This window comes from Stenotrophomonas humi, from assembly GCF_001431415.1.
Taxonomy (GTDB): domain Bacteria; phylum Pseudomonadota; class Gammaproteobacteria; order Xanthomonadales; family Xanthomonadaceae; genus Stenotrophomonas; species Stenotrophomonas humi.
Genome location: NZ_LDJI01000010.1, coordinates 46,115 through 71,101 on the forward strand (window position 1 = coordinate 46,115; position 24,987 = coordinate 71,101).

Genomic DNA, 24,987 nt, shown 5'->3' on the forward strand with positions numbered 1-24,987 from the left:
CGCTCGGCAGGGTTTTTCCCGGAAATGCTTCGCCGGAGCATGACTCCGCGCTACGGGGTTGGGCAGACGAAATTCTTCCGTGCGCCATCAATCCTGCCGACCATGCGGTCACTCAAGGTCAAGGCGTTGCCATTGAGGCGCCAGTCGTAGATCACGCTGAAGGCCAGCACGCGCGCGACGTACTCGCGCGTCTCCTTGTAGCTGATGGTCTCGATCCAGAAGTCCGGATCGTAGTTCGGACGCTGCGATTGCCAGCGCGCCGTCGGCGTGGGGCCGGCGTTGTAGGCGGCGATGGTGACGTAGGGCTGGCCGTTGTACTTGTCCATCAGCTGGCGCAGGTAAGCGGTGCCGATGGTGATGTTGGTGTCCGAGTCGTACAGGCTGGCAGCGCCACCATAACCACTCAGGCCGATGCTTTTGGCCACGGCCGCGCCCGTGGCCGGCAGTACCTGCATCAGGCCCATGGCATTGGCCGGCGAGCGCGCCTTCGGGTTGAAGATGCTCTCGGCGCGGATTTCGGCGGCAATCCAGGCCGGGTCCAACGCATTGCGCGAGGCTTCGCGGCGGATGGTGTCGTCGTGGTGCAGCGGGAAACGCAGTGTGTACAGACGCTGTTCCTGCGGGCCCTTGAGCGCAAACACCGCGCGGTCGAACCAGCCGTCGTTGCTGGCCACTTCCACGGCCAGGCGACGCTGGGTGTCGTCAAAGCGGGTCAACGCATCAGCCCATTCGCGGGCGGCCCAGGTGGGGCGCTCGATCTTGTTCAACTCCAATGCACGCACCAGCGCCGGATCGCGCGTGACGGCGGCTTTGGACTGCGCGCTGTCGTTGGGATTCCACGGGCACAGGGCGTATGGCTGCTTGAGCTTGTCCGCCGCCAGGAAGCCGTGGAAGGTCGGCTCGGTCGCGGCGGCGCGGTACAGCGCGGTGGCATCGGCCGGCCTTCCGGTCTTCTCCAACAGACGCCCTTCGAACCAGCGCCAGCGCGAATCGTTGCGCTGGCTCGACGGCATCTTGCGGATGGCGGCCAGCGCCGCCGGCCAGTCGCCGCGTGACATCGCTTCGCGCGTGCGCCATTCGTGCAGACGCTCGTCGTAAGCCGACTCCGGCACGGCCGCGAGCCGGCGCGCGGAGTCGGGCAGGTACGACGCCACGGTCCACAGGGCGATTTCATAGCGCACCTGGGCTTGCTGCTCGCTGGTCAGCGCCAGCGCCTGCGCGTATTGCGGCAACTGCTGCTCAGCGGCATCCGGGCTGGCCTTGGCAAGCTTCTGCAGGCCATCGGTGGCGATGCGGCGGCTGCGTTCGTTCTTCGGCCAGTTCAAGGCGCGCACATCGGGTTTGTCGACGAAGGCGGCGTAGTCGTTGGCCTGCGCCAACTCCGTGGCCGGCAGGCCACGCGCAGCCGAACGCATCACCGCCGGCTGTTGGGCGTCGGCGGCAGCGTCGATACGTTCCCAGCGCAATGCAGGCGTCAGCCCGCCGCGACTGGCCAGTACCGCGAATACCGGGTCGCAGGCGTCGGGCAGTGATTTACCGCTGCTGCGCCACAGCGCCTGTGCGTCGCTGGTCCACTGGGCATCGGCCTTGCCGGTGGCCTGGCGCGCGTTGAGTTCGGCGCAGCGCATGCCGGCATCGTTGCTTGGCTTCCAGTTGGCCAGAAGCGTCGGCCAATCCTGGCGGCGGGCCAGGGCGGGCAGCCAGGCCGAACGGAAGGTTTCGGCCACGGCCTGGCCTTGGTAACGCTTGAGGAAATCCTGCGCCTGCGTATTGCTCAGCGTATCGATGTTACGGCGCAGGGTGCTGTATTCCAGCCAGCCGTACAGCGGGTGGTTGCGCAGTGCGCTGGCGGCGTTCGCATCGAACTGGCCGCGTTCGGCGTTGTCGATGGCCGTACGCATGGCCGCGCGCTGCGCATCCAGGCTCTGGGCGGAAGCGGCGCTGCAGGCAAACACAGCAAGCGCGGCCAATGGCATCAGGGAAAGTTGTTTCATGGCCGAAGCATAACGGCCGCTGCGTCAACGGCCGAGCAACAGTCCGACTACTGCATGAACGGGGCGGACTGCGTGGCTTCTTGGGGGGCACAACAAGAGGAGCGTGCTTGAAGGGCTGAGCTTGGTCCGCTCGAAGCCGAACCGGGTTTACGGCCGGCTTTGGTGGCATGCACAGCGGGTTCGTCCGGTGCCGACCTCGGTTTGCCCTCACCCCCAGCGTATCTCCCAGGGAATGGGGAAGGGCTCGCCTTCTGGAAGCTGAACGGAAGACGTCAAGGCAGATGGCACCGCCTCACCGTGGGCGTAGCGTCGGCGATGAGGCAGCCGGCCTCGCTCTGGGGGAACGGGACATGGCATTCAGTGCAGCTGGCAATTCCGGACGTCCGTTGGCCGACATCAATGTCACCCCGCTGGTGGACGTGATGTTGGTGTTGTTGATCATCTTCATCGTCACTGCGCCGATGGTGGCCATCCCCATCCCGGTGGATCTGCCACAGCACACTGATCGGGTCATTGAACGCCCCGATCCACCGCCGCCGATTGAACTGCGGGTGGATGCCGGCAACCAGCTGTACTGGAACGGCCAGCCCTTGGCCCGCGAGGACGTGCAGTCGCGGTTGTCGGAGCAGGCGCAAGTGCATGCCGGCAACCTGCCGGAGCTGCGCATTGCCGCCTCTCCGGATGCGCAGTACGAAGTGATGGCGCAGGTGCTGGCCGCTGCCAACAACGCACATATGGAACGCATCGCGTTCGTGCAGTAGGCGCTGCACGGTGTGCCCGTGAACCCTCGCGCGGTTCACGGGCGCATGCGGCTCACAGTGGAATGGCGAAGCTGCGTTTGAGTGTGCCCAGGGCCACGGAGGTGCGGAAGCGTTCGACATTCTGGTCGCTGCCGAACAGACGCTCGCTCAAGGCCTCGTATTCCTCCATGGATGCCACGCTGAGCACGAGCAGGAAGTCGCCGTCACCGGTGATCGAATAGCACTGCTGCACCGCAGGCTCTTCCTGCACGCGCTGCTTGAATGGCGCGACCTTGGCCTTCTGCTCGCTGATCACCCGTACCTCGACGATGAGGGTCAGTGGGCGGCCCAGCAAACGTGCATCCAGCACCGCCGTGTTCGCAGCGATCACACCGCTGTCCTGCAGCCGGCGGATGCGTCGTTGCACCGCCGGTGCCGATAGATACACGGCCTCGGCGATCTCGCGTTGCGGTGTACTGTTGTCCTGCTGCAACAAGGCAAGGATGGCGCGGTCGAAGTCATCGAGAACGGGGGGCTTGGCCATGGCGAGCGGAAGTTGCGCAGACGGGCTGTCAATTGAGCCAAGCACTCGCGTCCAGCGCAATACAATACGCGCCATGCAGACTTCTCGATTCGCGCCGCTTGTACCGGTGCTGGCGGTGCTTGGCGCGGTGACTTCACTGGCCATTGGCACGTCCTACGCAAAACAGTTGTTCCCGTTGATCGGCGCCCAGGGCACCAGCGCGTTGCGCGTGGGTTTTTCGGCGCTGTTTCTGTTGTTGCTGTGGCGGCCCTGGCGCTGGCATACCAGCCGCATCGATGCTGCCGCGATCCTGCGCTACGGGCTGACCCTGGGCGTGATGAACCTGCTGTTTTACATGGCCATCCGCACCATTCCGTTCGGTATCGCGGTGGCCATCGAGTTTACCGGCCCGCTCGCGGTGGCGATGTGGTCCTCGCGCCGGGTGATCGATTTTGTCTGGGTGGGCTGCACGGTGGTCGGGCTGGCGTTGTTGCTGCCACTGGGCGGGGCACAGTCGCTGGATCCGATCGGTGTGATGTATGCACTCGGCGCGGCTGCGTGCTGGGGCCTGTACATCGTGTTCGGCAAGCGTGCCAGCCACCTGCATGCGGGCCACAGCGTGTCACTGGGCCTGGCGGCGGCAGCACTGGTGGTGGTGCCGATCGGGGTCGCGCACGCCGGCAGCCTGTTGTTGAACCCGAAGATCCTGCTGGCCGGTGCATTGGTCGCGGTGGTATCGAGTGCTATCCCGATGTCGCTGGAAATGATGGCGCTCAAGCGTTTGCCGAAGGAGACCTTCGGCATCCTCATCAGCATGGAGCCGGCCGTGGCGGCGCTATGGGCGATGTTGCTGCTGCATGAGCAGCTCACCGGCCTGCAGTGGCTGGCGATCGGCTGCACGGTATTGGCGTCGGTGGGCAGCACCCTGACGGCCCGGCGCCAGCCTCCTCCGGTCATTCCCGCAGGCGCGTAGCCAGGCTCAGCGCAGGCTGTGGTCGGGGACTTCGACTTCCATTTCCACGGCCAGATGGTCCGAATGCGCGGCCGGTACGGCACGCGTGTCGAGGACCTTGAGCGTGTCGCTGGTCAGGATGTGGTCGATGGCGCGGTCCGGTCCCCAGCTGGGGAAGGTGTGCACCAGACAGCCGGGTGGCTGCAGCCGGGTCTTGCGGTAAAGCACCTGCATTTCCGGGCGGTCGGCGGTGCAGTTGAAATCGCCCATCAGCACCGCGTTGGGGTGGTCGCTGAGCAGGTCGGAGATGAAATCCAGCTGTGACAGGCGCGAGCTCACGCCAAGCGACAGGTGCGCCACCGCCACGGTCAGGCCTTCGTCACCATCGCCGAACCGGGCCAGCAGCACGCCGCGTCCGCCCAGGCGGCCGGGCAGGGCATGGTCCTGTACTTCCACCGGTTCCAGCCGGCTGAGCAGGCCGTTTGCGCTGGACGCCACGCCGCCCATGCGGCGGTTGGGCTGGTGGCTCCAATAGTTGAAGCCAGCCCGTTGCGCCAGGTAGTGGGTCTGGTTGGTGAAGCCTGAGCGCAGGCTGCCGGGGTCGGCCTCCTGCAGGCCCACGATGTCGCGACCGCTGGCCAGCTGGGCAATGGCGTCCAGGCTGGAGCGTTTCTGGCCCGCAGGCAGGGCATGCGACCAACTGCGGGTCACATAGTCACTGTAGCGGCGGGTGCTGGAACCGGCCTGGATGTTGGCCGTCAGCAACCGCAATGTCTGGGTGGGGGATTTCACGGCTTGCAATCAGGGGCCTCGAAACCGAGGCCCCAGGAATACCTTACTTGGCGTTGGCAGCGCGTTCGCGCGCGATCAGGTGGTCGGCGATGCGGAGCATGTCTTCAAAGCTCTTGCCCTTCACCAGGTACTTGCCACCGACGATGATCGACGGGGTGCCACCAATCTTGCTGCGCTGGGCGAACTGCTTGGCGCGGTTGACCTTGGCAGCGACGGAGAAGCCGCTCATGGTGTCCAGGAAGGTCTTGGCGTCCACGCCGTGCTGGCCGTAGAACTTGGCGATGTCTTCCGGCGAATCCACACCCATCTCACCCTTCAGGGTCTTCTCGACGTGGATGGCGGCATACAGCGGGTCATGGGTCTTTTCCTGCACGCCCAGGGCTTCGGCGGCGTAGAAAGCGCGTGCGTAGTTGTCCCAGATACCGCCAAAGCCGGCCGGCACATAGACAAAGTTCACGTCAGCCGGCAGGCCGGCCTTCCACGAGCCAACCAGCGGCTGGAAGCGGGCGCAGGCCGGGCAGACGTAGCCGAAGATCTCGACGACTTCGATCTTGCCGGTCGCCGGCTGGAACGGCTGGCCGCCTTCGATGACAACGTAGTCGGTACCTGCGACCGGCTCCGGGCCGACCGGGCGGGCCGGGGCGGGAACGGGGGTGTTGGCGGCAGCGGCTTCGGTGCTGGCGCCTTCGGCAGCAGCCGGGGCCGCGGTGTCGGTGGCGGCCGGTGCAGCTGCCGGAGCGGCTTCAGCGGCAGCCGGCGTGGCAGCCGGGGCGGTGGTTTCGGCAGTGCCGTCCTGGGCCTTGCAGGCCACCATCAGCGGAAGCAGGGCCGTCAGGGCCAAGGCGAAGCGGATCTTCATCGGGGGATCTCCAGCGGGGTTTCGTTGATGCATCAGGCCGCTACACCGCGGCGGGCGCGGGCATGATGCCATTATTGATGGCGATGGCTGAACCGGCGACGCGGTGCCCGCGCCGCCGTAATGGCCTCAGCGGCCCTTGCCGGCAGCGCGCTCGCGGGCGATCAGTGCATCGGCAATACGCAGCGTATCGTCGAAGGAACGGGCGCGGACCAGGTACTTGCCGTTGACGATCACCGCCGGGGTGCCCGGCACCTGGGTGCGCACGGCGAAGTCGCGGGCCTTCTTGATCTTCTCGTCGACCTGCGTGCTGCGCAGGGCGTCGATGTAACGCTGCGGCTCCACACCGTAGCTGGCGTAGAACGTGGCCAGTTCCTGCGGCGAGACGCTCTGCATCGGCAGGCTGCGCTGCTCATGCAGGGCCTTGAACACGTCGGCATGGCTGCGCTTGAGCACGCCCACCTGCTCGGCGGCATAGAAGGCACGGGCATAGGCATCCCAATAGCCGCCGAACGCAGCCGGCACCGCGGTGAAGCGGACATCGGCCGGGAGCTTGGCCGTCCATGCTTCCAGCTGCGGCTCGAAATGCGCGCAATGTGGGCAGGTGTAGCCAAATACCTCCACCACCTCGATCTTGCCGGCCAGCGGCTCAAACGGGCCGGGGGCGGCGATCAATTCATAGTCCTCGCCCTGCACCGGAGCGGTGGGCGAGGCGCAGGCGGTCAGCGGCAGCACGGCAGCGAGCAGCAGGAACAGGCGGGGCAACAACTTCATTGCAGCGAATCTCCAGTGGAAAAAGCAGACGCCGACCTCGCGGCCGGCGTGTCTGCGGACAGCAGCGGTGCCAGCCGCCGGAGCGGCCAGCAGGGTCAGGGTTGTGCGGCGGCGGCAACCACCTTGGCATCGTTGGCGCGATCATGCAGGCCCTGCACATAGCTGGCCAGCGCCTGGATTTCCTGCTCGGTCAGGGTCTTGCTGATCTGCTCCATGATCTTGAACTGGGCGGTGTCGGTCTCGCTGGTCTGCCCGGCCTGGTAACGCTGCAGGCGCTGGGCGACATAGCCGGCGTACTGGCCACCGATATGCGGGTAGGCCGGGCCTGGATTGCCGGCACCAGCCGGGCCATGGCAGGCCATGCAGGCCGGAATGTCGCGGCTGGCGTCGCCGCCCCGGTAGAGCTTCTGGCCGACCTCATAGAACTTCATGCCGGCATACGGACCGTCAGCCACCACCGCGTCATCGGCGACACCGGCACCGGCTTTCTGGGTGGCGAAGTAGGCGCCGAGGTCGCGCATGTCCTGCGGGGTTAGGTCCTGCACGAACGGCATCATCGCGGCCACCGCGCCTTCATTGCGCTGGCCGTTGGCAATGAGCGCCAGCTCCTTTGCGATGTAACGCTCGCTCTGGCCGGCAATGCGCGGGTAGATCTCCACCGACGAATTGCCATCGGCACCATGGCAGGCGGTGCAGGTGGCCGACTTGGCCTCACCGGCCTTGGCGTCACCCGGGCGGGTTTTGCTGAAGTCCACTTCCAACGGTGCGGTCTGCACCGGGGCGTTGTCCGGAACCGGGATGACCGAACTCTGGGCGAACGCTACGGCGGCAATGACGGGTACAACAAGTGCGGTAACGGCAAGAACACGAGCATGGCGCATGCGGAAGCTCCGTGTGGACCGGGCCAGGCGGGGCTTCCGCCGGCATCGCCCGGATTATCAACGCCGTTTCGCGGCAGGGTCAACGCAGCAGTGCAGCAAAAACGGGGTCGGCCGCGTCCGCATGGCCCGCCGATTGCCGTCGGAGAAGCCGCTCGTGGCCCCTGCAGCGGCTGATACAGCCGACGCGCGGCGCCGCAACATGCGATCCTATGCGCATGTCACAGCTTCTTGAAAATGCCCGTTACCTGCTTTCCGCCCACACCAGCCGGCAGTTGCCGCCTGACGACGGGGCCGAAGTCGCATTCGCCGGCCGCTCCAACGCAGGCAAGTCCAGCGCACTCAATGCGCTGACCCGCCGCAATGCGCTGGCCCGCGTCTCCAAGACCCCGGGTCGCACCCAACAGTTGGTGTTCTTCGAGGTCGCGCCGCAGGCGAGCCTGGTGGACTTGCCCGGCTACGGTTACGCCAAGGTTCCATTGGAGCTGCAGGCGCACTGGCAGGCCTTCATTGATCAGTATTTCCGTACCCGCCAGGCGCTCAAGGGCCTGGTGGTGGTGATGGACATCCGCCATCCGCTCAGGGATTACGATCGGCAGATGCTCGGTTATGCCGTACAGCGCGGCCTGCCGGCGCACGCGCTGCTGACCAAGGCTGACAAGCTTGGCCGTGGCCAGCAGATGCAGACGCTGAAGCAGGTACGCAAGGAGCTGTCCTCTGCGTTCGGCGACACCGTCGGCGTGCAGCTGTTCTCCGGCGAATCGAAGCAGGGCGTGGATGAAGCCCGCCTGGTCATCGGCAGCTGGCTGGGTCTGAACCCCGCCCCCGCCGCCGCTGAGATCCCGCAAGGCTGACAAGGCTGGGGTCAGCCATTGAGCCATCCGATGAAGTATCCCTTCTCCCGCAAGCGGGAGAAGGTGCGCTACAGGGGCGGATGAGGGGAGCTGTTGGTGACACTAGGTAGCGTGTCGCCCGTCTGATGGGTGGACGACCGTCTGAGCAACCAGTCTCCGGCCTTGCTCCTCCCCCGGTTCCGCGTCCCGGTTGCTGCGTCAGCGCAAGGCCGTTCGTGGTGCTGCGAACCGGTGGTTCGCAGGCTCTGCTCCTCTCGTCGCGCATGCGGGGGATAGATTTCCTGCCTGCTTGTTACTTCTCCGGCAACGGGGCGAACTCGCCCGGTACCCAGGCGAAGGCATCGTCTTCGCGGCGGACGTGACCCAGACCCGGGAACGGCAGGTGCGCACCGGCGACCCACCAACCATTGCCGGCAGCCTCGGCCATCGTGTGGCGGCGGCTGGCGATGGCTGCATTGCGATCACTGTCGGCCTCGTAAGAGGCATCCGGGCGGGTGAACTGCACCGCATGGAAATGCACGATGTCGCCCCACACCAGCAGTTGCTGGCCGGCGCCGCCGTCCACCAGATACGACACATGCCCGGGCGTGTGGCCGTGGCTGTCCAGCGCGGTGACGCCGGCAGGCAATGCATCGCCGGGGGCGAAGCGGCGCAGCGTACCTGTGGCGGCATACGGTGCCACCGCATCGCGGGCCAGCTTGAATGCAAAGCGCAGCGGCTGCGGTGCGGTGCTCTCACTGGCCGGGTCCAGCCAGTAATCGGCGTCGGCTTTGGACAGCCACACCGTCGCCTTGGGGAAGGCGAGCTTGCCGTGTGTGTCGAGCAGGCCGCACAGGTGGTCAGGATGGGCGTGGGTCAGCAGAACATCATCGACTTGGTCGGGCGTATATCCGGCGGCGCGCAGGTTGGTCAGCACCTGGCCCAGACCCGGGCCGAAGCACTGCGCGGTGCCGGCATCAACCAGGGTCAGGTGATTGCCACGCTGCACCAGGTAGGCGTTGACGGCGGTCTGCAGGCCCTTGTTGTCTTCGGGCACATAACGATGGTCGAGCAGCCGGGTGACGGCGCCAGGGTCGATGCCCACCAGTTCCTGCCGGCCCAGTGCGACGGTGCCGTCGAACAACGCGGTGACCTGCAGCTGCCCGATCTGCTGGTGATAGACGCCAGGCACTTGCTGCGGTGTGTGCGTGGTGCCCGCAAGCGTGGTGCTGGCGCAGGCGCTCAGCAGCAGTGCGACAGCGAGACGTTGGACGGCGGAAGAATGCATGACGGGTTCCATGGGGGGGGGCGGCGTCGCCGCGGGACCTTCATGCTGCCGGTGACGGGGGTTGCAGTCCGCTCACAATGGCGCGCGAACCGCTCGCGTGCGGTTCAACTGTTGCCGATGGCAGCGGGTTCCAGGCCGTAGCGCGTGGAAAAACGCTTGTTGAAACTGCCCAGCGAGCGATAGCCCACCCGCGCGGCGACGGTCTTCAGTGGCAGCTGCGTGGTGTAGAGCAGCTGCATCGCATGGGCCAGCCGCGCATCGCTGATCAACTCGCGCAGGCCAAGCCGTTCACTGGCCAGGCGTCGCCGCAACGTCGCGCCGCTCAAGCCCAGCTGCTGCTCGAAGTCGCGTGATTGCCAATCGCGTTCCGGTTGTGCCGCGACGAGGTCTCGGATGCGTTCACCCAGGCCGGGCTCCGGCGGAATCAACAGGCTGCCGTGGCCGCGCCGGCAGAAGGCGAGCGCCAATGCCGCCAGTGCCAGCCGTGCTTCGATGTAGTTGCCCGATTCCAGCGCCTGCCGCCACTGCAGCAGCGTGGCGCCGTGGTCGGCCAGCGCGAGCTGCGCCAGCGCAGCGCCGGCGTCGGGCAGGGGTTCGTTCCACAAGGTGCGTGCCGCGCTCAGTGCCTCGGCGCAGAACGGCACGATCGCACTGAGGTAGAGGCCGCTGTGCGGATCGGGGATGTTGACCACGTCGATGCGGCAGCGGCGGCTGACCAGGAAGATATCGCCCGGCGCCAGTTCCAGCGATTGCTGCGCGGTACGCACCTGCTTGCGTCCCTGCAGCAGGATGGCGAACTGCGGCTGTGGGATCTCCACCGACGATGCACCGTGTTCGCGGCGCGCGGTGATGCAGGCGTAACCATCGGCACGCTGGCAGTCAGCCAGTGTGGCCATCTGTGCAAGCAACGCGGCATTGGCGGGAGGCTGGCGGCTCATCGGTTCACAGCGCGGTGTTGAACAGCCTGCCGATGGCCGCGGCTGCCGCCATCGCCAGTGCGCCCCAGAACATCACCCGCAGCGCGCCACGTACCGGGGCTGCTCCGCCGGCATACGCGGCCAGCGCGCCGGTGATGCACAGGCCGACCAGGGTGGAAGCGGTGGTGATCTGCGCCACATGCGCATGCGGTGCGAGCAGCGCGGTCAGCACCGGCAGCGCGGCGCCCGCGATGAACGCCGCCGCCGATGCAGCCGCTGCCTGGACAGGGCGCGCGCGCAGTTCCTCGGTGATGCCCAGCTCATCGCGTGCATGTGCGGCGAGTGCGTCGTGGGCGGTGAGTTGCACTGCGACTTCGCGTGCCAGTTCCGGCGACAGGCCGCGGTGGCGGTAGATGGCGGTGAGCTCGTCCAGTTCGCTGCGTGGATCTTCGTGCAGTTCGCGGCGTTCCACCGTCAGGTCGGCGTGCTCGGCATCGGCCTGTGACTGCACGGAGACATATTCGCCAGCGGCCATCGACATGGCGCCGGCGACGGTACCGGCAACCCCCGTGGCCAGGACCGTCGAGGCCGGCGCGCCACTGGCGGCGATGCCCACCACCAGACCGGCCACCGAGACGATGCCGTCGTTGGCGCCCAGTACCGCGGCGCGCAGCCAACCTACACGGTCGGAGCGGTGGACTTCCGGATGTCTTGATCGGCTCATGCGTGCAGTTTAGGACGGCTCGGCGGCCTGCGCCGGAACGACTCGCAGGCGCAGTTGCAGCGGCCGGGCCAGTCAAGCCAGCGTCGGTAGGATGCTGAAACCCGCCACGGTGACATGATGGCAAGGGGGGCCGCGATATAGTGCGCCCTTGCGATGCCGGGCTCCGGCCCCACATCCCACCCCAAACCAGATTCCTGCGAGCCTCCCCTTGTCGAGCCCCAGCCACGTCGCCGATACCCCCATCACCGACCGCGACCAGCTGGTCCAGAACATTGCCTCGGGCGAAAAACCCAAGTCGCAGTGGCGGATCGGCACCGAGCACGAGAAGTTCGGGTTCCGCCTGGATGACCTGCGCCCGCCCACCTTCGAGGGCGAGCGCGGCATTGAAGCGCTGCTCACCGGGTTGACCCGCTTCGGCTGGGAGCCGGTGCTGGAGAACGGCAACACCATCGCGCTGCTGCGCGACAGCGCCTCGGTGTCGCTGGAGCCGGCCGGGCAGCTGGAATTGTCCGGCGCGGCGCTGGAAGACATCCACCAGACCTGCGTGGAAACCGGCACCCATCTCAACGAGGTGGCGCAGGTGGCCGGCGAGCTGCAGCTGGGCTTCCTGGGCATGGGCTTCCAGCCCAAATGGCGCCGCGATGAAATGCCGTGGATGCCCAAGGGCCGCTACCAGATCATGAAAAGCTACATGCCCAAGGTCGGTTCACTCGGCCTGGACATGATGACCCGCACCTGCACGGTGCAGGTCAACCTGGATTACGCCAGCGAAGCGGACATGGTGAAGAAGTTCCGCGTGTCGCTGGCCCTGCAGCCGATCGCCACCGCGCTGTTCGCCGACTCGCCGTTCACCGAAGGCAAGCCCAACGGCTTTCTGAGCTACCGCTCGCACATCTGGACCGACACCGACGCCGATCGCACCGGCATGCTCGACTTCGTGTTCGAGGATGGCTTCGGCTACGAGCGTTACGTGGACTACCTGCTCGATGTGCCGATGTACTTCTCCTACCGCGACGGCATCTACCACGACGCCAGCGGCCAGAGCTTCCGCGACTTCATGCAGGGCAAGCTGCCGGTGCTGCCGGGCGCGATGCCGACCCTGCGCGACTGGTCGGACCACATGACCACCGCGTTCCCGGAAGTGCGCTTGAAGAAGTACCTGGAAATGCGCGGTGCCGACAGCGGCCCGTGGAGTCGCATCTGTGCGCTGCCGGCGTTCTGGGTGGGCCTGCTGTATGACCAGACCGCGTTGGATGCGGCCTGGGACCTGGTCAAGGATTTCAGCCTGGTCGAACGCAACGTGCTGCGCGACGGCGTGCCGAAGCATGCGATGAACCTGCCGTTCCGCAATGGCACCGTGCGTGACCTTGCTGCACGCGCGCTGGAGATTTCACGCGACGGCCTGCGTCGTCGCGCCGCGCTCAACAGCGACGGCCAGGACGAGACGCATTACCTGGATGTGCTGCAGGAGATCGTCGATTCCGGCAAGACCGCTGCCGAGCGCAAGCTGGAACTGTTCCATGGCCGCTGGAATGGCAGCGTGGAGCCGGTGTTCGGCGAATTCGCCTACTGATTTTCCGGCCTCGCCACGCGCTTGAGACGCGTCGCGGGGCCGTGTTAGCGTCGCCGCCAGACACGGTGTGCAAGGACGCGCAATGAATCGAATTCTCGGGTTGTTGGTGCTGCTGGGCGTGGCCGGTGGCGCGATGCATGTGTACAAACGCCACGATGCGGTGAAGCAGCAGGAGCAGGCTGCGACCGCTGCGCGGGTGCTGCCGGACCGCAGCGTGATCGATGTCTATGGCCGCCCCGGCTGCGTCTATACCCGCCGGATGCTGTCCGAGCTGGAGCAGGCCAACGTGCCGATACGCTTTCACAATATCGACTACCCACACACCCAGGCGGCCTTCCAGGATCGCTTTGCCGGCAGCGGTTTGGCGACCTCGCGTGGCTATGCATTGCCGATCATCGCAGTGGCCGGGCAGGCGCTGGCACGCCCGCAGCCGTCCAGCGTGGTCTACGCGTACCGGCACCGCTGACGACAGCCACGGCGGATGGCTAGACTGCGCACTCACCCAGCGGAGTCACAGGCATGAGCAGCGCGGCTGAAGAGATCGTTTTCTACACCAACCCGCAGTCACGCGGCCGCATCGTGCGCTGGATGCTGGAGGAGGTTGGCCAGCCGTATCGCACCGAAGTGCTCAGCTTTGGCGAAGGCATGAAATCCCCGGAATACCTGGCCATCAACCCGATGGGCAAGGTGCCGGCCATCGTCCATCGCGGCACGGTGGTGACTGAGGGTGCGGCAATCTGCAGCTATCTGGCCGATGCCTTCCCCGACTCCGGGCTGGCGCCGGCGTTCAATGATCCACGGCGGGGTGACTATTTCCGTTGGCTGTTCTTTGCTGCCGGCCCGGTAGAGGCGGCGGTCAGTGCCAAGGCCCTGGGCCTGTTGGCACCACCGGAGAAGGCGGGCACGGTGGGTTACGGCAGCTACGAGCAGACGGTGGATACGTTGGAGCGCGCGGTTGCCGGCGCCTCGCCGTGGCTGCTCGGTGAGCAGTTCACTGCCGCCGATGTGTACGTGGGCAGCCAGGTGCTGTGGGGCACGATGTTCAAGACCTTGCCCGCGCGCGATGCCTTCAGCGCTTATGGCCAGCGGCTGCAGTCCCGCGAAGCGTGGCAGCGGGCGACGGCGCTGGATGACGCGTTGATTCCGCCGCGCGGCTGAGCGCACAGGGACATTGCAGGCGAGATGCTCAGATACCCGGTGCCACGTGTGCACCGGGTGTGGTGCTGCGCGGTTGTTGCGGTATGGCTTGCATCCTTGCCCGGGCGCGCGCACGGATATCCGGGTCCGCATCATTGGCGAGCAGGGCGACGGCCTCGCTCGGCACCTTCGGGTGTTGTAGCAGCAACGAGCGCACGGACGCGTGCGGGTGTCTGGCCAACGCCAGCAGCACATCGGAAGGTGTGTTGGGGTTTTGTGCGAGGAACAGCGGCACGCTGAAGCCATCGGCCTCACCGCGTTGTGATGCGGCGTACAGATCGCGCAGGGTTTGCGGGCTGGTGGCACGTTCGGCCACAGTCATGCCGTAGCTGTCGTGGGCGAGTTTCACCACACCGGCCAGCAGCACCGCCAACAGGCAGATCGGGGCCAGCCAAGCCAAGCGCGTGATGCCGGAGACCGGTGCACTTGCCGCGATCCCGCGGCCAGCAAGCAGTGCGACCAGGTAGGTGGCGACATACGCGAGCAGCGTGTAGACCGGGGCAACAACGAAGATCAGTGCCGAGGTGGATGAGTGCGCGAGTCCATCGGCGAACAGGTACTCCCACAGCAGCGACAGGGCGGTGATGCCGGCAACGGTGCCTGCTGCCACTTGGCGCAGGTAGGCGCGCGGCCGTTGACGGCGCAGGTGGCAAGCAGCCATCAGCAGCGCGAAGACCATCGGCAGCGCGGAGAGCGCGCTCAGCAGGAAGCGGGGAAGGATGGCCAGGAATGCGTCCATATGGTTTCCCGTGAGGGCGTGGCGGTTACCGATTATTGTCGATACCAGGAACGCCGACGCAGTGCAGGGCGGTTCTTGACTATGCGCTCAGCCATCCAGCGCATAGGGATAACGCGCGGCCAGGCCGGCGGAGATGGTTTCCAGCAACGCCTGGATGTGGGCGGGCGCTGGCGGGGGTTCGCACTGCTCCCATTGGTCGAGCAGGTCGGCAAGCTGCAGCCACTGCGCGAAGTCCAGTTGCATCGGCTGCGGAACGGCATCCGGGCCGGCGTCATGGTCGAGGAAGGCGATGCTGCTTCCGTCCACCAGCGACATCAGCCAGGCATCGCCGGTGCCGGACGTGGCGAACACCCACCAGTGCGTGCCGAGCCTGGCCAGGGGCGCGTCGCGGCCGCGTGTTTCGGCAGCGGCACCGCGTGAATCAAGCAGGATGAAGTCACCGGCAAGCGGGGTTTCCGGCAGTGCGTGACTCCGCTCAAGCACGCGCGGCAGCTCCACGCCCAACCGGTGCCGGGCAACCTGCTCCGGTGTGCGGAGCTGCAACGTGGCGGTTGGGTCGTCGTGTCTGCTCACTCGGCCAGCAGGTCTTCGGGCTCGGCCTCGATCTGTGCCAACGATTCGACGAGCAGGGTCGCGAAGTCACTGCACACGTAGTCCATCGCATCCGGGTCGTGGGTGAAGGCGATGACCTGGCCAGGCGTGCCTTGCCCGGACGGGGTGTGATCGAGCAGCAGCATCAGCGTCGGTGCGGCGAAGCCGGCAAACGGCAGCCAACCGTGCTGGAACCAACCCTCGCGCAGGCGTGGGTCGCGTGGATGGGGCTGCGTGTAATCGGCATAGCGCGGCGCACGTTCGCGCATTCCCCGCCATTGCTTCATCGCCGCCTGCAGCGAAAGAAACTCGTAGCCGGTGAGGTAGCCGGTACGGGCGAATACGGTCTGCCAAGCGGTACCGCCATTGGCGCTCAGCCACGCGGCCTTGAGCGCCGGGCAGATTGCGAAGCCCAGTTCGGCTTCGGCCTCGGCGATTTCCTCCGGGCTGGCACCGGGCTTGAGCTGGAGCGGTTCCCCGTTGGCGTCATGCAACGCTGCGAGAGTGGAAACGAAGGTGGGGAACTGCATGTGATTCTCCTGTGCAGCAGCTGCTGCCGGTGGGACGGGCACGCCGTTCAACCTGCGTCGGATTTGAGTCGGCTGAAATCGCGCGCTGCCAGGCGCTGTTTCTCGATGAACACCATCAGCTTGTCGCCATCGTGCCAGCACCAGTCGAATGCTTCATGCGACTGCACGGTCAGCAGCGAACACCAGTCCGGCCCCGGCATGGGGTCATAGGCCAGCGAGTAATGCGAGGGATGGCCGAGCAGGTAGTCGTCCGGCAGCGCCTGGCCCAGGTCTTCGAGCTGATCGACATCGAATGGCCAGTCGTTGCGCAGTTCGCGATGGCGCGGCAGGTCGATCGCGCCGCGCAGGTGGATGCGTCGTGCCGGTGCAGGTCTGCCGTGCGGCGATGCCATCGGCACCAGTACGGTTGGATCTGGCCAGTAGTAGCCGAGCACGTAGCCGTCATTGCCCCAGAACACTTCGCCTTCCTCATCCTGCGCATGGAACAGCGACAGCACGCCCGAATCCGGCAAGGCTTCCGGACGGTCGACGATCTCGGCGAAATCGATGTGACCGATGAAGCAGTACTCGCCGATGGGATGAAGCGGCCACTCGAAGCCCGGCCCAACCAGCGGGTTGCCACCGAAACGGCTCTGGTGACCGAAGGGGCCCTGTTCATCGATCTGGACGGTAACGCTGGGCCGGGCGATGCCGTGCAGGTAGTCACGGTGTGCGTGGAGCGTGGGATGGGCGTCGACCAATGCGTCGATGTCGGTGCGTTGCATGGGGCTTCTTCGTGTGGTTCTGGAATGGGTTCGACGGCGCGTCAGACGGACGGCGGATTGTCGCGGTCCAATGCGTCATTCACGCGCTGCAGCAGCTCGGCCGGTGTCATGAACGAGGCCAGCCATTCCCGCAGGGAACCGCGACGGGTGATGTCCGACAGGTACTGCTCGTGGTCGGTGCTGTACACCGGTGGATTGAGCTCACCTGCATCGGCCACGCACACGAAGTGGTGGTTCGGATAGCCCTCGGAGAAACCGATGAACAGGAATTCGGGCGTGGCATGGCCGGTGATTTCCGCCAGATAGGCGCTGTCGAAATCATCACCCCCCGCCCATTCGATGTAGTCGTCGCTGCCCTCGAGGAATGGCGTGAAGCGTTGCAGCCGGAACTCGACCTGGCCGCGCAGTTCTTCGGTGGGTGCGTAGTAGTGCGCCTGGACATCGCGCAGCAGTGCAGCACGGTCGTTAGCCGCATGGGCGGGGTGGGCGGCGATGAACTCGCTGATGCCGAAGATGGGTTCCTGCTCGTCCGCGCGGGCCCAGGGCGTATCCCGTGGTGCGGGATAAAGCGGGAACGGCAACTGCGTCGCCAACAATAGCTCCAACGCATCGCGCGGGGTGGCCACGGCAACGTCGCCGCCCAATGCGTTGATTCTTTCCCGCAAGCAGTCCTGCATCGCCATCGTTACTTCCCTGTGGTGGATCGATTGGCCCGCATTGCATGCATACGTGGGCCGGGGAAGGATCATCCCATGCCGGTGTTGTCCGGCACATGAAGGTCGAGGTGATGATGGTTGTCGGCTGCAGCATGCCGCGCTTGCAGCGATGGAGCAGGTGGAACGCGACGGCTGGGCGCTTACCGCCTGCGTGCCTGCCGAAGATTCCGGCAGGTGACGCTGGACACGCCACCTGCCGGAGCCGTTACGCGGACGCCAGCGCTTCCAGATGTTGCGCGAAGCCGCCGCTGTCGCTGGCGGCGTTGATGTGGTCGAAGTAGTCGTACCAGCCACTGGCGCGGATGCCAGCCAGCAGGGCGTCACGCAGCGACGGATCCGGGAAACGCCAGATGCCGAGATAGCGATGCGCGCTTGCCGCGTCGATGCCGGCCTGCGTCTCGGCCAGCGCCAGCACTTCCACGCCCATGCTGGACAGCGGTCCCATCGCGGCGCCAATGCCTTCCAGGAACTGCGAGCGCTGTGCGGCAGGCAGGGCCAGCCAGTTGGCATTGGGTGAGTACAGTTCCACCAGATAGTGCGACACGTGTTGCTCCTTGGGTTGCAGAATGCGCGCAGCGCGGTTGCTTGGGTTGCGTTGTATGTGCGGTCTCAGCGCGGAAGATTGCCGGCGACCTTGTCGAGCAGGACGGTGAGCTGGCGGCGCTCGTTGCTGTCCAGGTTGCCGAACAGGCCGGCGATCCAACGGCCGTGCTGGTCGAACACTTTCTTCGCCGTCTGCCGGCCCTTGCGGGTGAGGTGGATACGCAGGGCGCGGCGGTCGTTGTCATCGGCGACGCGTTCGATCAGCGCTTCGCGCTCCAGTCCATCGAGCAGGCCGGTGACCGTGGCGCGGCTGACGCCTGCGCGCTCGGCCAGAACATTCGGCGCCAGTCCATCCATAGTGGCGTCGAGCAGGAACAGCAACACGAAGCGTCCTTCGGACAAACCGTGCGGGGCGAGTAGGCGGGCGCAGTCGCGGTCGATGGCCGCAGCCAGCGACAGGGTCTGGAAACACAGGCCGATACCATCCACATCCGGCAGGTTCCTGCGCTGGGCTTCCTGGATCAGGGCGTTGTACTTCTGTTCGAGTTCCATCGCAGTGGTGGTATGTAGTTAGGCGGCTAACTATATCCGCATCCTGCGTTTCTGCAAGGCCAAGCTGCCGGTGCTGCCAGGTGTCGGGACGCGCGCACCTGCGGGATTTCCAAAGAAAATGGCGGACCACTTGCGTGATCCGCCATCGCGGGATGCGGCGAGGAAGCGTGCCGCTTTACTGAGTCGCGGCTTCCTGGTTCCAGGCCGCGACCTTGGCTTTCGCGGTGTCGAGCATCGCGTCGAGTGCAGCGCGGTCATGCACCTGGCCGCGCAGGATCACGGTGTTGATCGAACGCGTGGCTTCGATGTCCTGCAGCGGGTTGCGCTCCAGCAGCACCAGGTCGGCGGCCTTGCCGGTTTCCACCGCACCGTAACGGTCCAGCTTGCCGAACCATGCCGGGCCGGCGCGGGTGGCTGCGGTCAGCGCCTGCGGCGGGGTCAGGCCTTCACGCACGTACAGGCTCAACTCGTTGTGCAGGCCGATGCCGGGATAGTTGTACGAGTTGAGGAAGCCCGCATCGGTACCGGCCATGATGTGCACACCGGCTTCCTGCAGCATCGGTAGCACCGCGGCGACCTGCGAGTAGCGCGCATGGCGGGCCTGGACCTGCTCCGGCGTGGCCTTGGCCGCGCGCTCCACGCGCCAGGCGTAGGTCTTGCGCAGGCCAGGGCCGATGTAGGCCAGGTAGGCATCGTTGTCGTGCGGCTCGACGTCGAGGAAGTCGATGATGCGGCCGCCATCCAGCGTGGGTGTCACCGCCACGCCCAGTTCGGCGAAGCGACGGTAGGCGGCCATCGCGGTGTCACGGTCGAAGCCGGCATGCAGGCGGCGATTGGCTTCTGCGCGGTCGATGCGGCCTGCGGCGAAGTCGGCGGCAATCGCGGCTTCGTCCTTCACGCCGGCCTTGTAGGCGTAGTCCAGGTGCTCGATGGAGCTGATGCCGGCATCCACCGCCTGGCTTACGGTGAGCGCCATCGGGATGTGCCCGGACGTGCGAAGACCACGCTGCTTGGCCTGGCTTAGCGCGTACAGGAACAACTCGGGTGTGAGCGTGCTGTCGGTGATCTTGACGAAGTCCACCTGGTCACGCTGTTCGCGGTCCAGCGCGGCATCCACGCCGGGCTTGTCACCGGCTTCGATGGTGCCCTTCCACACCGGTGCGATGCCTTCGATCTTGGCGCCGGAGGTGAACAGCTGTGGCCCGAACAACTGGCCGCTGGCGATCTGTCCGCGCCACGACAACACCTGCTCGGCCAGGTCACCGGAGGCGTCGCGCACCGTGGTGATGCCATGTGCCACGTACAGCGGCAGCAGTGCCTTGTTCTCTTCGATCAGTTCCGGGCCGCCGCCGAAATGCACGTGCATGTCCCACAGGCCGGGGATCAGATAGCGGTTCTTCGCGTCGATGGTCCTGGCCGCGCGCCACTGGCGGGCCAGGGCCTGGTCGTCGCCGACGGCGACGATGTCATCGCCGCGAATGACCACGGTCTGGCTGGCGCGGGTGGTGCCGTGTTCGACATCGACGACGGTGGCGTGGCGGATCAGTACATCGGCCGTGGATTCGGCGGCAATGACCGGTGCGGCGGCAAAGAGCAGTGCCGACAGGGCGAGGGACAGCGGGGTTTTCATGCAAGCGTTACCTGTGATGTGCGGCGGGTACGGTGTGAGTGTGCCGTGCTCAGACTGCGTTGGCAGCGAGCAGCAGGCGGATGTTTTCGCTCTGCCGGCGTTGGCGGGCGTGCTGCAGGGGCGTGACGCCGTCGCCATCGGCGAGATTCACGTCGGCGCCGGCGTCGATCAGCAATTTCACGATGGACACGTGCGCCGGGCCGCCATCGCCGAGGATGATGGCCTCCAGCAAGGCGGTCCAGCCGAGGTTGTTGACGTGATCCACCGCCACGCCGGCGTCGATCAGCGTGCGCACAACCTCGACATGGCCACGCTCGGCGGCCGGTATCAGTGCGGTGCCACCGTAGCGGTTGGTACTGCGCAGGTCAGCGCCGTGCTGCAGCGTGCTGCGCAGGATCTCCAGCTGGCCGTTGGCGCCGGCCAGCAGGTAGGCGCTGTCGTTGATGGCGTCCTTGGCGTTGACGTTGGCGCCGGCGTCGATCAGCGCCAGTGCGGCAGCCGTCTGGCGCTCACGTACGGCGGCGAGCAGCGGCGTTCTGCCTTCGGCATCACGTGCTTCAAGGTTGGCACCGGCTTCGAGCAGGCGCCGGACATCGTCCGCGTTGCCGGCGCTGGCGGCGTGATGCAGCTGCCGGTTCTGCGGGCCGGTATCGGCGCCTGCCGCGCAGGACGCCAGCATTGCTGCCAGCGCATGTGTGGTGACCCAGTGTCGGGCAGCCATGGTGTTCTCCTGTTGCGTGACGGCGCATACGCACCGCCGGGTGCTGCCGGGCGAGCGTTTGCGCCGGCCATGCGCCGATGCTACAAGTCGGCTCTTTCATCCAGAAATTAAATATGTAGATGGGTGATATTTCGAAATCAAATAGAGCGCTGTTCGACCTGGACCTGCTGCGGGCGCTGGTGACGGTGGCCGATTGCGGCAGTTTCACGGTGGCCGCCACGCGCCTGCATTCCACCCAGTCGACCATCAGCCAGAAGCTGCGGCGGCTGGAAGACCTTGCAGGGCATCGGTTGCTGGACCGGGGTGCGCGCGACGTCCGCCCGACCGACATTGGCGAAACCGTGCTGGGCTACGCGCGGCGCATGCTGGCCTTGAACGAGGAACTGGCCGAGGCGCTGTCCAGCGGCGGCGCGCCGATCACCATCCGCTTCGGCGTGCCGGAGGATTTCGCTGCCGGCCGCACCACGCGGCTGCTGGCCGAGTTCAGTCGCGATCATCCGCGGGTGAAGCTGGAAGTCAGCAGCGGCTTGAGCCGCGCCCTGGGCGAAGGCTATGACCGCGGTGAACTGGATCTGGTGCTGGTCAAGCAACGGCGCGGCAGTCGTGAAGGCGTGGCCTGCTGGCCCGAGCCGATGTGCTGGATCGACGGCGCAGCGAGCCCGGCATTCGGCAACGAGCCGGTGCCGCTGGTGGCGTTCCCGCCGCGCGGGCTTTACCGCGAGGACATGATCGATGCCATCGAAGCCTTGGGCCGCGCGTGGCGCATCAGTTTCACCAGTTCCAGCCTGGGTGGCATCCAGGCGGCGGTGGGCGATGGATTGGGCATCAGCCTGTTGCCGGCGCGTGCGGTGACTGCCGCGCACGTGGTGCTCGGGCCGGAAAGTGGCTTGCCGGTGATCGACAGCATTGAACTGGTGCTGCTGCATCGCCCGTCCGCCGATCCGGAGGTCAAGGTGCTGGCGGCGATGCTGGTGCGGATGCTGGGAGAGGCGCAGGCGTAAGCGCTGGGCGCTGTCTGGTGCCAGAGGCTGGCGAGATACGGGCAGTGGGTTGCAACAATTCAAACTCGGCCATGGCCGTATGGATGGCGCGGGTTACCCTCGGCGATTCCTGATTGCGTCAACGGTGCCGGCATGCGGAGTTTCCTGTTACTGATCCTGCTCACCCTGACAGCGGTCAGCGCATCCGCCACGAACGCGCCGCGTCCGTTCACGCGTGCCGATGCAACCGCTGCCATCGCCGACATGCGCAAGATCGTCGTGCCCGGTGGCATCGAACGCTTGGAGAAGGTGCGCATCGGCGGCATCGACCAGTGGGTCAGCATCCGTGGCAACGATCCGCGCAACCCGGTGCTGTTGATGCTGCATGGCGGGCCGGGCTGGGTGGCGATGCCGACCAGTTGGTACTTCCAGCGCGGTTGGGAGGAATACTTCACCGTGGTGCAATGGGACCAACGCGGTGCCGGCAAAACCTACACGTCGAATGACCCCGCGACTGTCGTGCCGACCATGACCATCGCGCGGATGAATGCCGATGCCGAAGAGATGGTTGCCTGGGTGCGCCGCGAACTGGGCAAGGACAAGATCTTCGTGCTCGGGCATTCCTGGGGCAGCTACCTGGGCTTGGAACTGGCGCGTAAGCGACCGGAATGGCTGCACGCCTATATCGGCATGGGCCAGTTGGCCAATGGCCCGGAAAGCGAGCGTCGGGGTTGGGCGTGGACGCTGCAGCAGGCGCAACAGGATGGCAATGCCGAAGCCGTGTCCGATCTGCAATCGGTTGCACCTTACGCGCAGGGCAGTACGCCGGTTCCGCTGGCGGACCTGATGAAACAGCGCAAGTGGCTCAATCACTACGGCGGCATGGTGTACGGGCGCAACGGTGGGGGTGCAGAAGCCGCAGCCATCAAGCTTTCACCCGAATACACCGACGACGATCTGGCCAAGGTGTGGCAGGGCAACGAAGCCTCGGAGAACGCATTGCTGTCGAACGTGCTGACTACCGATTTCAATGACGTCCGCACGTTGGATTGTCCCGTGATCCTGTTCCTCGGCCGGCACGACATCAATGTGTCATCGACGGTGGCCGCCGAGTGGTTCGAGCGCCTGCAGGCACCGTCCAAGCGCGTGGTGTGGTTTGAAAATTCCGCACATGAAGTGATGAACGAAGAGCCGGGCAAGACGTTGTTGTCGCTGGTGCAGGTTGTGCGCCCGCTTGCGGCTGATGAGTTGGTGGATGCATCGCGTTGAGTTCACCGGCGTTCGATCGGTCGACTGATCGAACGCCAGGCACTGCGATGTGCTGACCGGTGTGGTGCTTCCGAAGACGTGCGTTCTCCGCTCAGTAGCGCGCCGCCGTCAACGGCGCATCCGCCCATTGCCAAGCCTTCGCTTGCTGGCGCGATGTCTCGCTGGCCGCATCGGTCTGGCCCAGCGCCTGTTGTGCCTGTGCTAAACCGAGCAGCGACCAGCCGTTGGCGGGATAGGTTTTGAGGTCCTGCGAGAAAGCTTCCGCAGCGCCCTTTGCATCACCGGCATCAAGCAGCGCGGCACCCAGATACGGGCGCACCGGCAGTGGCCAGTCAGCCGGTTCGTTGTAGGCCAGCGCGTCCTCGGCGACGGCGGCTGCACGCAATGCCGCGATGGCTTCTGCCTGCTTGCCCTGTGCGCGCAACACCTCACCACGCAGCAGCGCATCGGCGACCTTCAGTACGCCATCGGCGTGGTTGATGTCGAAGAAGCTGATCTGCGCCATTGCCGGGTTTGCGGCGATCACATGAAGTGCGTCGGCTTCGCGTGCGGCTTCGGCCAACGCGCCTTTGCGCGCGTGCGCCATGCCCCGGGCGAAGTGCCGGATCGCTGCGGGGTAGGGGAGTTCCGGCGGGGGAGATGCGTCAGTGAGGATCGCATCCCATTCACCGAAGCGAACCTGGGTGAGTAGCGGCGCAACCACGAACTGCTGCATGAACTGCATCGGTGCCCGCCCCATCGCATCGCGATCGGCCCGGTTCGCGGTCTGCGTGGCGGCCTGCATCGCCAGCGTGCGCGAGCCGGTCAAGCCGGTGGTCATCGTCGCGAAGTGCCAGTTGTGCGGCACGTAGCCCAATGGGTAGACACCGTTGCTGCCACGGCACACCGCAAGAAAATCCTTGTCGGCGGTGGTCGCGGCCAGATTGGTCAGCGTTGCGTCGTGGTAGCGGCCCACGCGGATGTAGATGTGGGCGGGCATATGCACGAGATGGCCGGAGCCCGGTGCGAGTGCGGCCAGGGCATCTGCCTGCGGCTCGGCGCGTTGCGGTTCCGGCGATGCTTCGATGGCGTGGATGTAGTAATGCATCGCACCGATATGACGCGGATTACGTGCCAGTACGCGCTCAAGTTCCGCGACCAGCTTGGGAGTGAATTCAGCGGGTGCCCCATTCGCCTGCCAGTACGCCCACGGCGAGAGATTCATCAAGGCTTCGGCGTACAGCGTCGCGGCATCGTCATCATCCGGAAACTGCGCGACCACGCCCGCCATCGCCTCGGCATAGCGCTGGTCCAGCGGTTTGCGATCCTCCGGTGCCGGATCGGCGTAGCGCACCTGCAGCGCCTGGATCAACGCGCGATCAGCCGGCTTCGCATGGCTGGCGAGGCTTGCAGCACGCGCAGCCAAGGCGGTGGCGTCCTTGGCCAAGGCTGGGTCCATCGGCAGATTGATGTTCGGCCCCAGCACCAGCGCCTGCCCCCACACGCATATCGCACATTGCGGATCCAACCGCGCCGCCTCGGCAAAGGCGCGCCCGGCGGCTTCGTGATTGAAACCGTAAGTCAGGCGTAAACCCTGATCGAAATAGCGCTGCGCCTCCGGCACGCGCGTGGCTATATCGCGGTGCAGGTCGCCGAAGGTTTCGAACAAGGGCAATGCACTGCGGGAAGCCGTCGCCGCATCGTTTTGAATCGCCCAGGATTTCGTAGACACCTCGCAGCCATAAACTATGGCTTAGGCGGAGGTGGTTATGAGTACGAAACGTTACACGGATGAGTTCAAGATCGAGGCGGTTCGGCAAATTGTCGAATATGGCCGGCCAGTAGCTGAGGTTGCTGAGCGGCTGGGTGTATCGGTCCACAGTTTGTATGGTTGGAGACGTCAGCACGGCTTAGGAGAGGTAGGCCGCCGAG

At 65.9% G+C, this 24,987-nt stretch carries 28 protein-coding genes; 9 read left to right on the forward strand and 19 right to left on the reverse strand.

The genetic code is table 11. The features are described from left to right. Positions 1-50: 50 nt before the first annotated feature. Positions 51-1,994, reverse strand: a complete 1,944-nt coding sequence (locus ABB26_RS05555) for a transglycosylase SLT domain-containing protein (protein ID WP_057632686.1) — start codon at positions 1,992-1,994, stop codon at positions 51-53. A 350-nt stretch (positions 1,995-2,344) separates the two neighbouring features. Here ABB26_RS05555 and ABB26_RS05560 point away from each other — a divergent pair, with 350 nt between their 5' ends. Further along, the gene (locus ABB26_RS05560) at positions 2,345-2,755 is read left to right on the forward strand and encodes an ExbD/TolR family protein (protein WP_057632687.1); all 411 of its coding nucleotides are present in this window, start codon (positions 2,345-2,347) and stop codon (positions 2,753-2,755) included. A 52-nt stretch (positions 2,756-2,807) separates the two neighbouring features. Here ABB26_RS05560 and ABB26_RS05565 read toward each other — a convergent pair whose 3' ends face one another. Then, entirely contained in the window at positions 2,808-3,278 is a 471-nt protein-coding gene (locus tag ABB26_RS05565; RefSeq protein WP_057632688.1) for an Lrp/AsnC family transcriptional regulator, read from the reverse strand. Between the two features lie 73 nt (positions 3,279-3,351). On the opposite strand from ABB26_RS05565, the gene ABB26_RS05570 reads away from it, so the two are divergent. Next, positions 3,352-4,230, forward strand: coding sequence for an EamA family transporter (locus ABB26_RS05570; protein WP_057632689.1), 879 nt, complete (start codon positions 3,352-3,354; stop codon positions 4,228-4,230). A 6-nt stretch (positions 4,231-4,236) separates the two neighbouring features. Here ABB26_RS05570 and ABB26_RS05575 read toward each other — a convergent pair whose 3' ends face one another. The 4 genes from ABB26_RS05575 to ABB26_RS05590 form a co-directional block, all read right to left on the reverse strand. Beyond that, complete coding sequence (locus tag ABB26_RS05575) at positions 4,237-4,974, reverse strand: endonuclease/exonuclease/phosphatase family protein (protein WP_211261940.1); 738 nt, start codon at positions 4,972-4,974, stop codon at positions 4,237-4,239. A 70-nt stretch (positions 4,975-5,044) separates the two neighbouring features. Continuing rightward, positions 5,045-5,860 carry a thiol:disulfide interchange protein DsbA/DsbL gene (locus ABB26_RS05580; protein WP_057632690.1) on the reverse strand — a complete coding sequence of 272 codons (816 nt, stop codon included), beginning with the start codon at positions 5,858-5,860 and terminating at the stop codon, positions 5,045-5,047. A gap of 126 nt (positions 5,861-5,986) precedes the next feature. Beyond that, positions 5,987-6,631 (reverse strand): thiol:disulfide interchange protein DsbA/DsbL, encoded by a 645-nt coding sequence (locus ABB26_RS05585; RefSeq protein ID WP_057632691.1) that lies wholly within the window; start codon positions 6,629-6,631, stop codon positions 5,987-5,989. 95 nt (positions 6,632-6,726) lie between these two features. Continuing rightward, on the reverse strand, positions 6,727-7,512 hold the full coding sequence (locus ABB26_RS05590) for a c-type cytochrome (protein ID WP_057632692.1): 786 nt from the start codon (positions 7,510-7,512) through the stop codon (positions 6,727-6,729). A gap of 215 nt (positions 7,513-7,727) precedes the next feature. Between ABB26_RS05590 and yihA the strand changes: the two genes are divergently transcribed. Further along, the gene (gene yihA, locus ABB26_RS05595; RefSeq protein ID WP_057632714.1) at positions 7,728-8,363 is read left to right on the forward strand and encodes a ribosome biogenesis GTP-binding protein YihA/YsxC; all 636 of its coding nucleotides are present in this window, start codon (positions 7,728-7,730) and stop codon (positions 8,361-8,363) included. A 292-nt stretch (positions 8,364-8,655) separates the two neighbouring features. Here the strand turns inward: yihA and ABB26_RS05600 are convergent, their stop codons facing one another. The 3 genes from ABB26_RS05600 to ABB26_RS05610 form a co-directional block, all read right to left on the reverse strand. After that, positions 8,656-9,630, reverse strand: a complete 975-nt coding sequence (locus tag ABB26_RS05600; RefSeq protein ID WP_057632715.1) for an MBL fold metallo-hydrolase — start codon at positions 9,628-9,630, stop codon at positions 8,656-8,658. Positions 9,631-9,734: 104 nt separating this feature from the next. Then, the gene (locus tag ABB26_RS05605) at positions 9,735-10,568 is read right to left on the reverse strand and encodes a helix-turn-helix domain-containing protein (protein ID WP_057632693.1); all 834 of its coding nucleotides are present in this window, start codon (positions 10,566-10,568) and stop codon (positions 9,735-9,737) included. Positions 10,569-10,572: 4 nt separating this feature from the next. Beyond that, positions 10,573-11,271: a VIT1/CCC1 transporter family protein gene (locus ABB26_RS05610; protein WP_057632694.1), complete on the reverse strand. Its 699-nt coding sequence runs from the start codon at positions 11,269-11,271 to the stop codon at positions 10,573-10,575. A 208-nt stretch (positions 11,272-11,479) separates the two neighbouring features. On the opposite strand from ABB26_RS05610, the gene ABB26_RS05615 reads away from it, so the two are divergent. The 3 genes from ABB26_RS05615 to ABB26_RS05625 all read left to right on the forward strand — a co-directional run bounded on the left by ABB26_RS05615 (position 11,480) and on the right by ABB26_RS05625 (position 14,002). Then, complete coding sequence (locus ABB26_RS05615; RefSeq protein WP_057632695.1) at positions 11,480-12,844, forward strand: glutamate--cysteine ligase; 1,365 nt, start codon at positions 11,480-11,482, stop codon at positions 12,842-12,844. An 82-nt stretch (positions 12,845-12,926) separates the two neighbouring features. Beyond that, positions 12,927-13,310, forward strand: coding sequence for a hypothetical protein (locus ABB26_RS05620; protein WP_152982565.1), 384 nt, complete (start codon positions 12,927-12,929; stop codon positions 13,308-13,310). A 53-nt stretch (positions 13,311-13,363) separates the two neighbouring features. After that, entirely contained in the window at positions 13,364-14,002 is a 639-nt protein-coding gene (locus ABB26_RS05625) for a glutathione S-transferase family protein (RefSeq protein WP_057632697.1), read from the forward strand. Positions 14,003-14,030: 28 nt separating this feature from the next. On the opposite strand, the gene ABB26_RS05630 is transcribed toward ABB26_RS05625, so the two are convergent. The 9 genes from ABB26_RS05630 to ABB26_RS05670 all read right to left on the reverse strand — a co-directional run bounded on the left by ABB26_RS05630 (position 14,031) and on the right by ABB26_RS05670 (position 20,785). Beyond that, positions 14,031-14,780: a hypothetical protein gene (locus tag ABB26_RS05630; RefSeq protein ID WP_057632698.1), complete on the reverse strand. Its 750-nt coding sequence runs from the start codon at positions 14,778-14,780 to the stop codon at positions 14,031-14,033. 87 nt (positions 14,781-14,867) lie between these two features. Beyond that, positions 14,868-15,353: a hypothetical protein gene (locus ABB26_RS05635; protein WP_152982566.1), complete on the reverse strand. Its 486-nt coding sequence runs from the start codon at positions 15,351-15,353 to the stop codon at positions 14,868-14,870. After that, positions 15,350-15,901, reverse strand: a complete 552-nt coding sequence (locus ABB26_RS05640) for an SMI1/KNR4 family protein (protein ID WP_057632700.1) — start codon at positions 15,899-15,901, stop codon at positions 15,350-15,352. Before ABB26_RS05640 ends, ABB26_RS05635 begins: the two co-directional genes overlap by 4 nt. Positions 15,902-15,948: 47 nt before the next feature. After that, entirely contained in the window at positions 15,949-16,665 is a 717-nt protein-coding gene (locus tag ABB26_RS05645; RefSeq protein WP_057632701.1) for a YwqG family protein, read from the reverse strand. Between the two features lie 41 nt (positions 16,666-16,706). Beyond that, a complete protein-coding gene (locus tag ABB26_RS05650; protein ID WP_152982567.1) occupies positions 16,707-17,330 on the reverse strand; it encodes a hypothetical protein in 624 nt (207 codons plus the stop codon). Between the two features lie 256 nt (positions 17,331-17,586). Then, the gene (locus ABB26_RS05655) at positions 17,587-17,925 is read right to left on the reverse strand and encodes a DUF6616 family protein (RefSeq protein ID WP_057632703.1); all 339 of its coding nucleotides are present in this window, start codon (positions 17,923-17,925) and stop codon (positions 17,587-17,589) included. Between the two features lie 65 nt (positions 17,926-17,990). Further along, positions 17,991-18,476, reverse strand: coding sequence for a MarR family winged helix-turn-helix transcriptional regulator (locus tag ABB26_RS05660; protein ID WP_057632704.1), 486 nt, complete (start codon positions 18,474-18,476; stop codon positions 17,991-17,993). A gap of 175 nt (positions 18,477-18,651) precedes the next feature. Continuing rightward, complete coding sequence (locus tag ABB26_RS05665; RefSeq protein WP_057632705.1) at positions 18,652-20,106, reverse strand: amidohydrolase family protein; 1,455 nt, start codon at positions 20,104-20,106, stop codon at positions 18,652-18,654. Between the two features lie 49 nt (positions 20,107-20,155). Further along, complete coding sequence (locus ABB26_RS05670) at positions 20,156-20,785, reverse strand: ankyrin repeat domain-containing protein (protein ID WP_338062613.1); 630 nt, start codon at positions 20,783-20,785, stop codon at positions 20,156-20,158. A gap of 161 nt (positions 20,786-20,946) precedes the next feature. On the opposite strand from ABB26_RS05670, the gene ABB26_RS05675 reads away from it, so the two are divergent. Further along, complete coding sequence (locus ABB26_RS05675) at positions 20,947-21,828, forward strand: LysR substrate-binding domain-containing protein (RefSeq protein ID WP_057632707.1); 882 nt, start codon at positions 20,947-20,949, stop codon at positions 21,826-21,828. A 132-nt stretch (positions 21,829-21,960) separates the two neighbouring features. Next, positions 21,961-23,076: an alpha/beta fold hydrolase gene (locus tag ABB26_RS05680; protein ID WP_057632708.1), complete on the forward strand. Its 1,116-nt coding sequence runs from the start codon at positions 21,961-21,963 to the stop codon at positions 23,074-23,076. Between the two features lie 91 nt (positions 23,077-23,167). On the opposite strand, the gene ABB26_RS05685 is transcribed toward ABB26_RS05680, so the two are convergent. Then, complete coding sequence (locus tag ABB26_RS05685) at positions 23,168-24,787, reverse strand: tetratricopeptide repeat protein (protein ID WP_245626142.1); 1,620 nt, start codon at positions 24,785-24,787, stop codon at positions 23,168-23,170. Between the two features lie 37 nt (positions 24,788-24,824). Between ABB26_RS05685 and ABB26_RS18565 the strand changes: the two genes are divergently transcribed. Next, a partial coding sequence (locus ABB26_RS18565) for a transposase (protein ID WP_152982569.1) occupies positions 24,825-24,987 on the forward strand: 163 nt, incomplete at its 3' end.

Coding starts and splice junctions, on each gene's coding strand:
- ABB26_RS05555 (WP_057632686.1), bottom strand. CDS start 1,994: ATGAAACAACTTTCCCTGATGCCATTGGCCGCGCTTGCTGTGTTTGCC.
- ABB26_RS05560 (WP_057632687.1), top strand. CDS start 2,345: ATGGCATTCAGTGCAGCTGGCAATTCCGGACGTCCGTTGGCCGACATC.
- ABB26_RS05565 (WP_057632688.1), bottom strand. CDS start 3,278: ATGGCCAAGCCCCCCGTTCTCGATGACTTCGACCGCGCCATCCTTGCC.
- ABB26_RS05570 (WP_057632689.1), top strand. CDS start 3,352: ATGCAGACTTCTCGATTCGCGCCGCTTGTACCGGTGCTGGCGGTGCTT.
- ABB26_RS05580 (WP_057632690.1), bottom strand. CDS start 5,860: ATGAAGATCCGCTTCGCCTTGGCCCTGACGGCCCTGCTTCCGCTGATG.
- ABB26_RS05585 (WP_057632691.1), bottom strand. CDS start 6,631: ATGAAGTTGTTGCCCCGCCTGTTCCTGCTGCTCGCTGCCGTGCTGCCG.
- ABB26_RS05590 (WP_057632692.1), bottom strand. CDS start 7,512: ATGCGCCATGCTCGTGTTCTTGCCGTTACCGCACTTGTTGTACCCGTC.
- yihA (WP_057632714.1), top strand. CDS start 7,728: ATGTCACAGCTTCTTGAAAATGCCCGTTACCTGCTTTCCGCCCACACC.
- ABB26_RS05600 (WP_057632715.1), bottom strand. CDS start 9,630: ATGCATTCTTCCGCCGTCCAACGTCTCGCTGTCGCACTGCTGCTGAGC.
- ABB26_RS05605 (WP_057632693.1), bottom strand. CDS start 10,568: ATGAGCCGCCAGCCTCCCGCCAATGCCGCGTTGCTTGCACAGATGGCC.
- ABB26_RS05610 (WP_057632694.1), bottom strand. CDS start 11,271: ATGAGCCGATCAAGACATCCGGAAGTCCACCGCTCCGACCGTGTAGGT.
- ABB26_RS05620 (WP_152982565.1), top strand. CDS start 12,927: ATGAATCGAATTCTCGGGTTGTTGGTGCTGCTGGGCGTGGCCGGTGGC.
- ABB26_RS05625 (WP_057632697.1), top strand. CDS start 13,364: ATGAGCAGCGCGGCTGAAGAGATCGTTTTCTACACCAACCCGCAGTCA.
- ABB26_RS05630 (WP_057632698.1), bottom strand. CDS start 14,780: ATGGACGCATTCCTGGCCATCCTTCCCCGCTTCCTGCTGAGCGCGCTC.
- ABB26_RS05640 (WP_057632700.1), bottom strand. CDS start 15,901: ATGCAGTTCCCCACCTTCGTTTCCACTCTCGCAGCGTTGCATGACGCC.
- ABB26_RS05645 (WP_057632701.1), bottom strand. CDS start 16,665: ATGCAACGCACCGACATCGACGCATTGGTCGACGCCCATCCCACGCTC.
- ABB26_RS05660 (WP_057632704.1), bottom strand. CDS start 18,476: ATGGAACTCGAACAGAAGTACAACGCCCTGATCCAGGAAGCCCAGCGC.
- ABB26_RS05665 (WP_057632705.1), bottom strand. CDS start 20,106: ATGAAAACCCCGCTGTCCCTCGCCCTGTCGGCACTGCTCTTTGCCGCC.
- ABB26_RS05670 (WP_338062613.1), bottom strand. CDS start 20,785: ATGCTGGCGTCCTGCGCGGCAGGCGCCGATACCGGCCCGCAGAACCGG.
- ABB26_RS05675 (WP_057632707.1), top strand. CDS start 20,947: ATGGGTGATATTTCGAAATCAAATAGAGCGCTGTTCGACCTGGACCTG.
- ABB26_RS05680 (WP_057632708.1), top strand. CDS start 21,961: ATGCGGAGTTTCCTGTTACTGATCCTGCTCACCCTGACAGCGGTCAGC.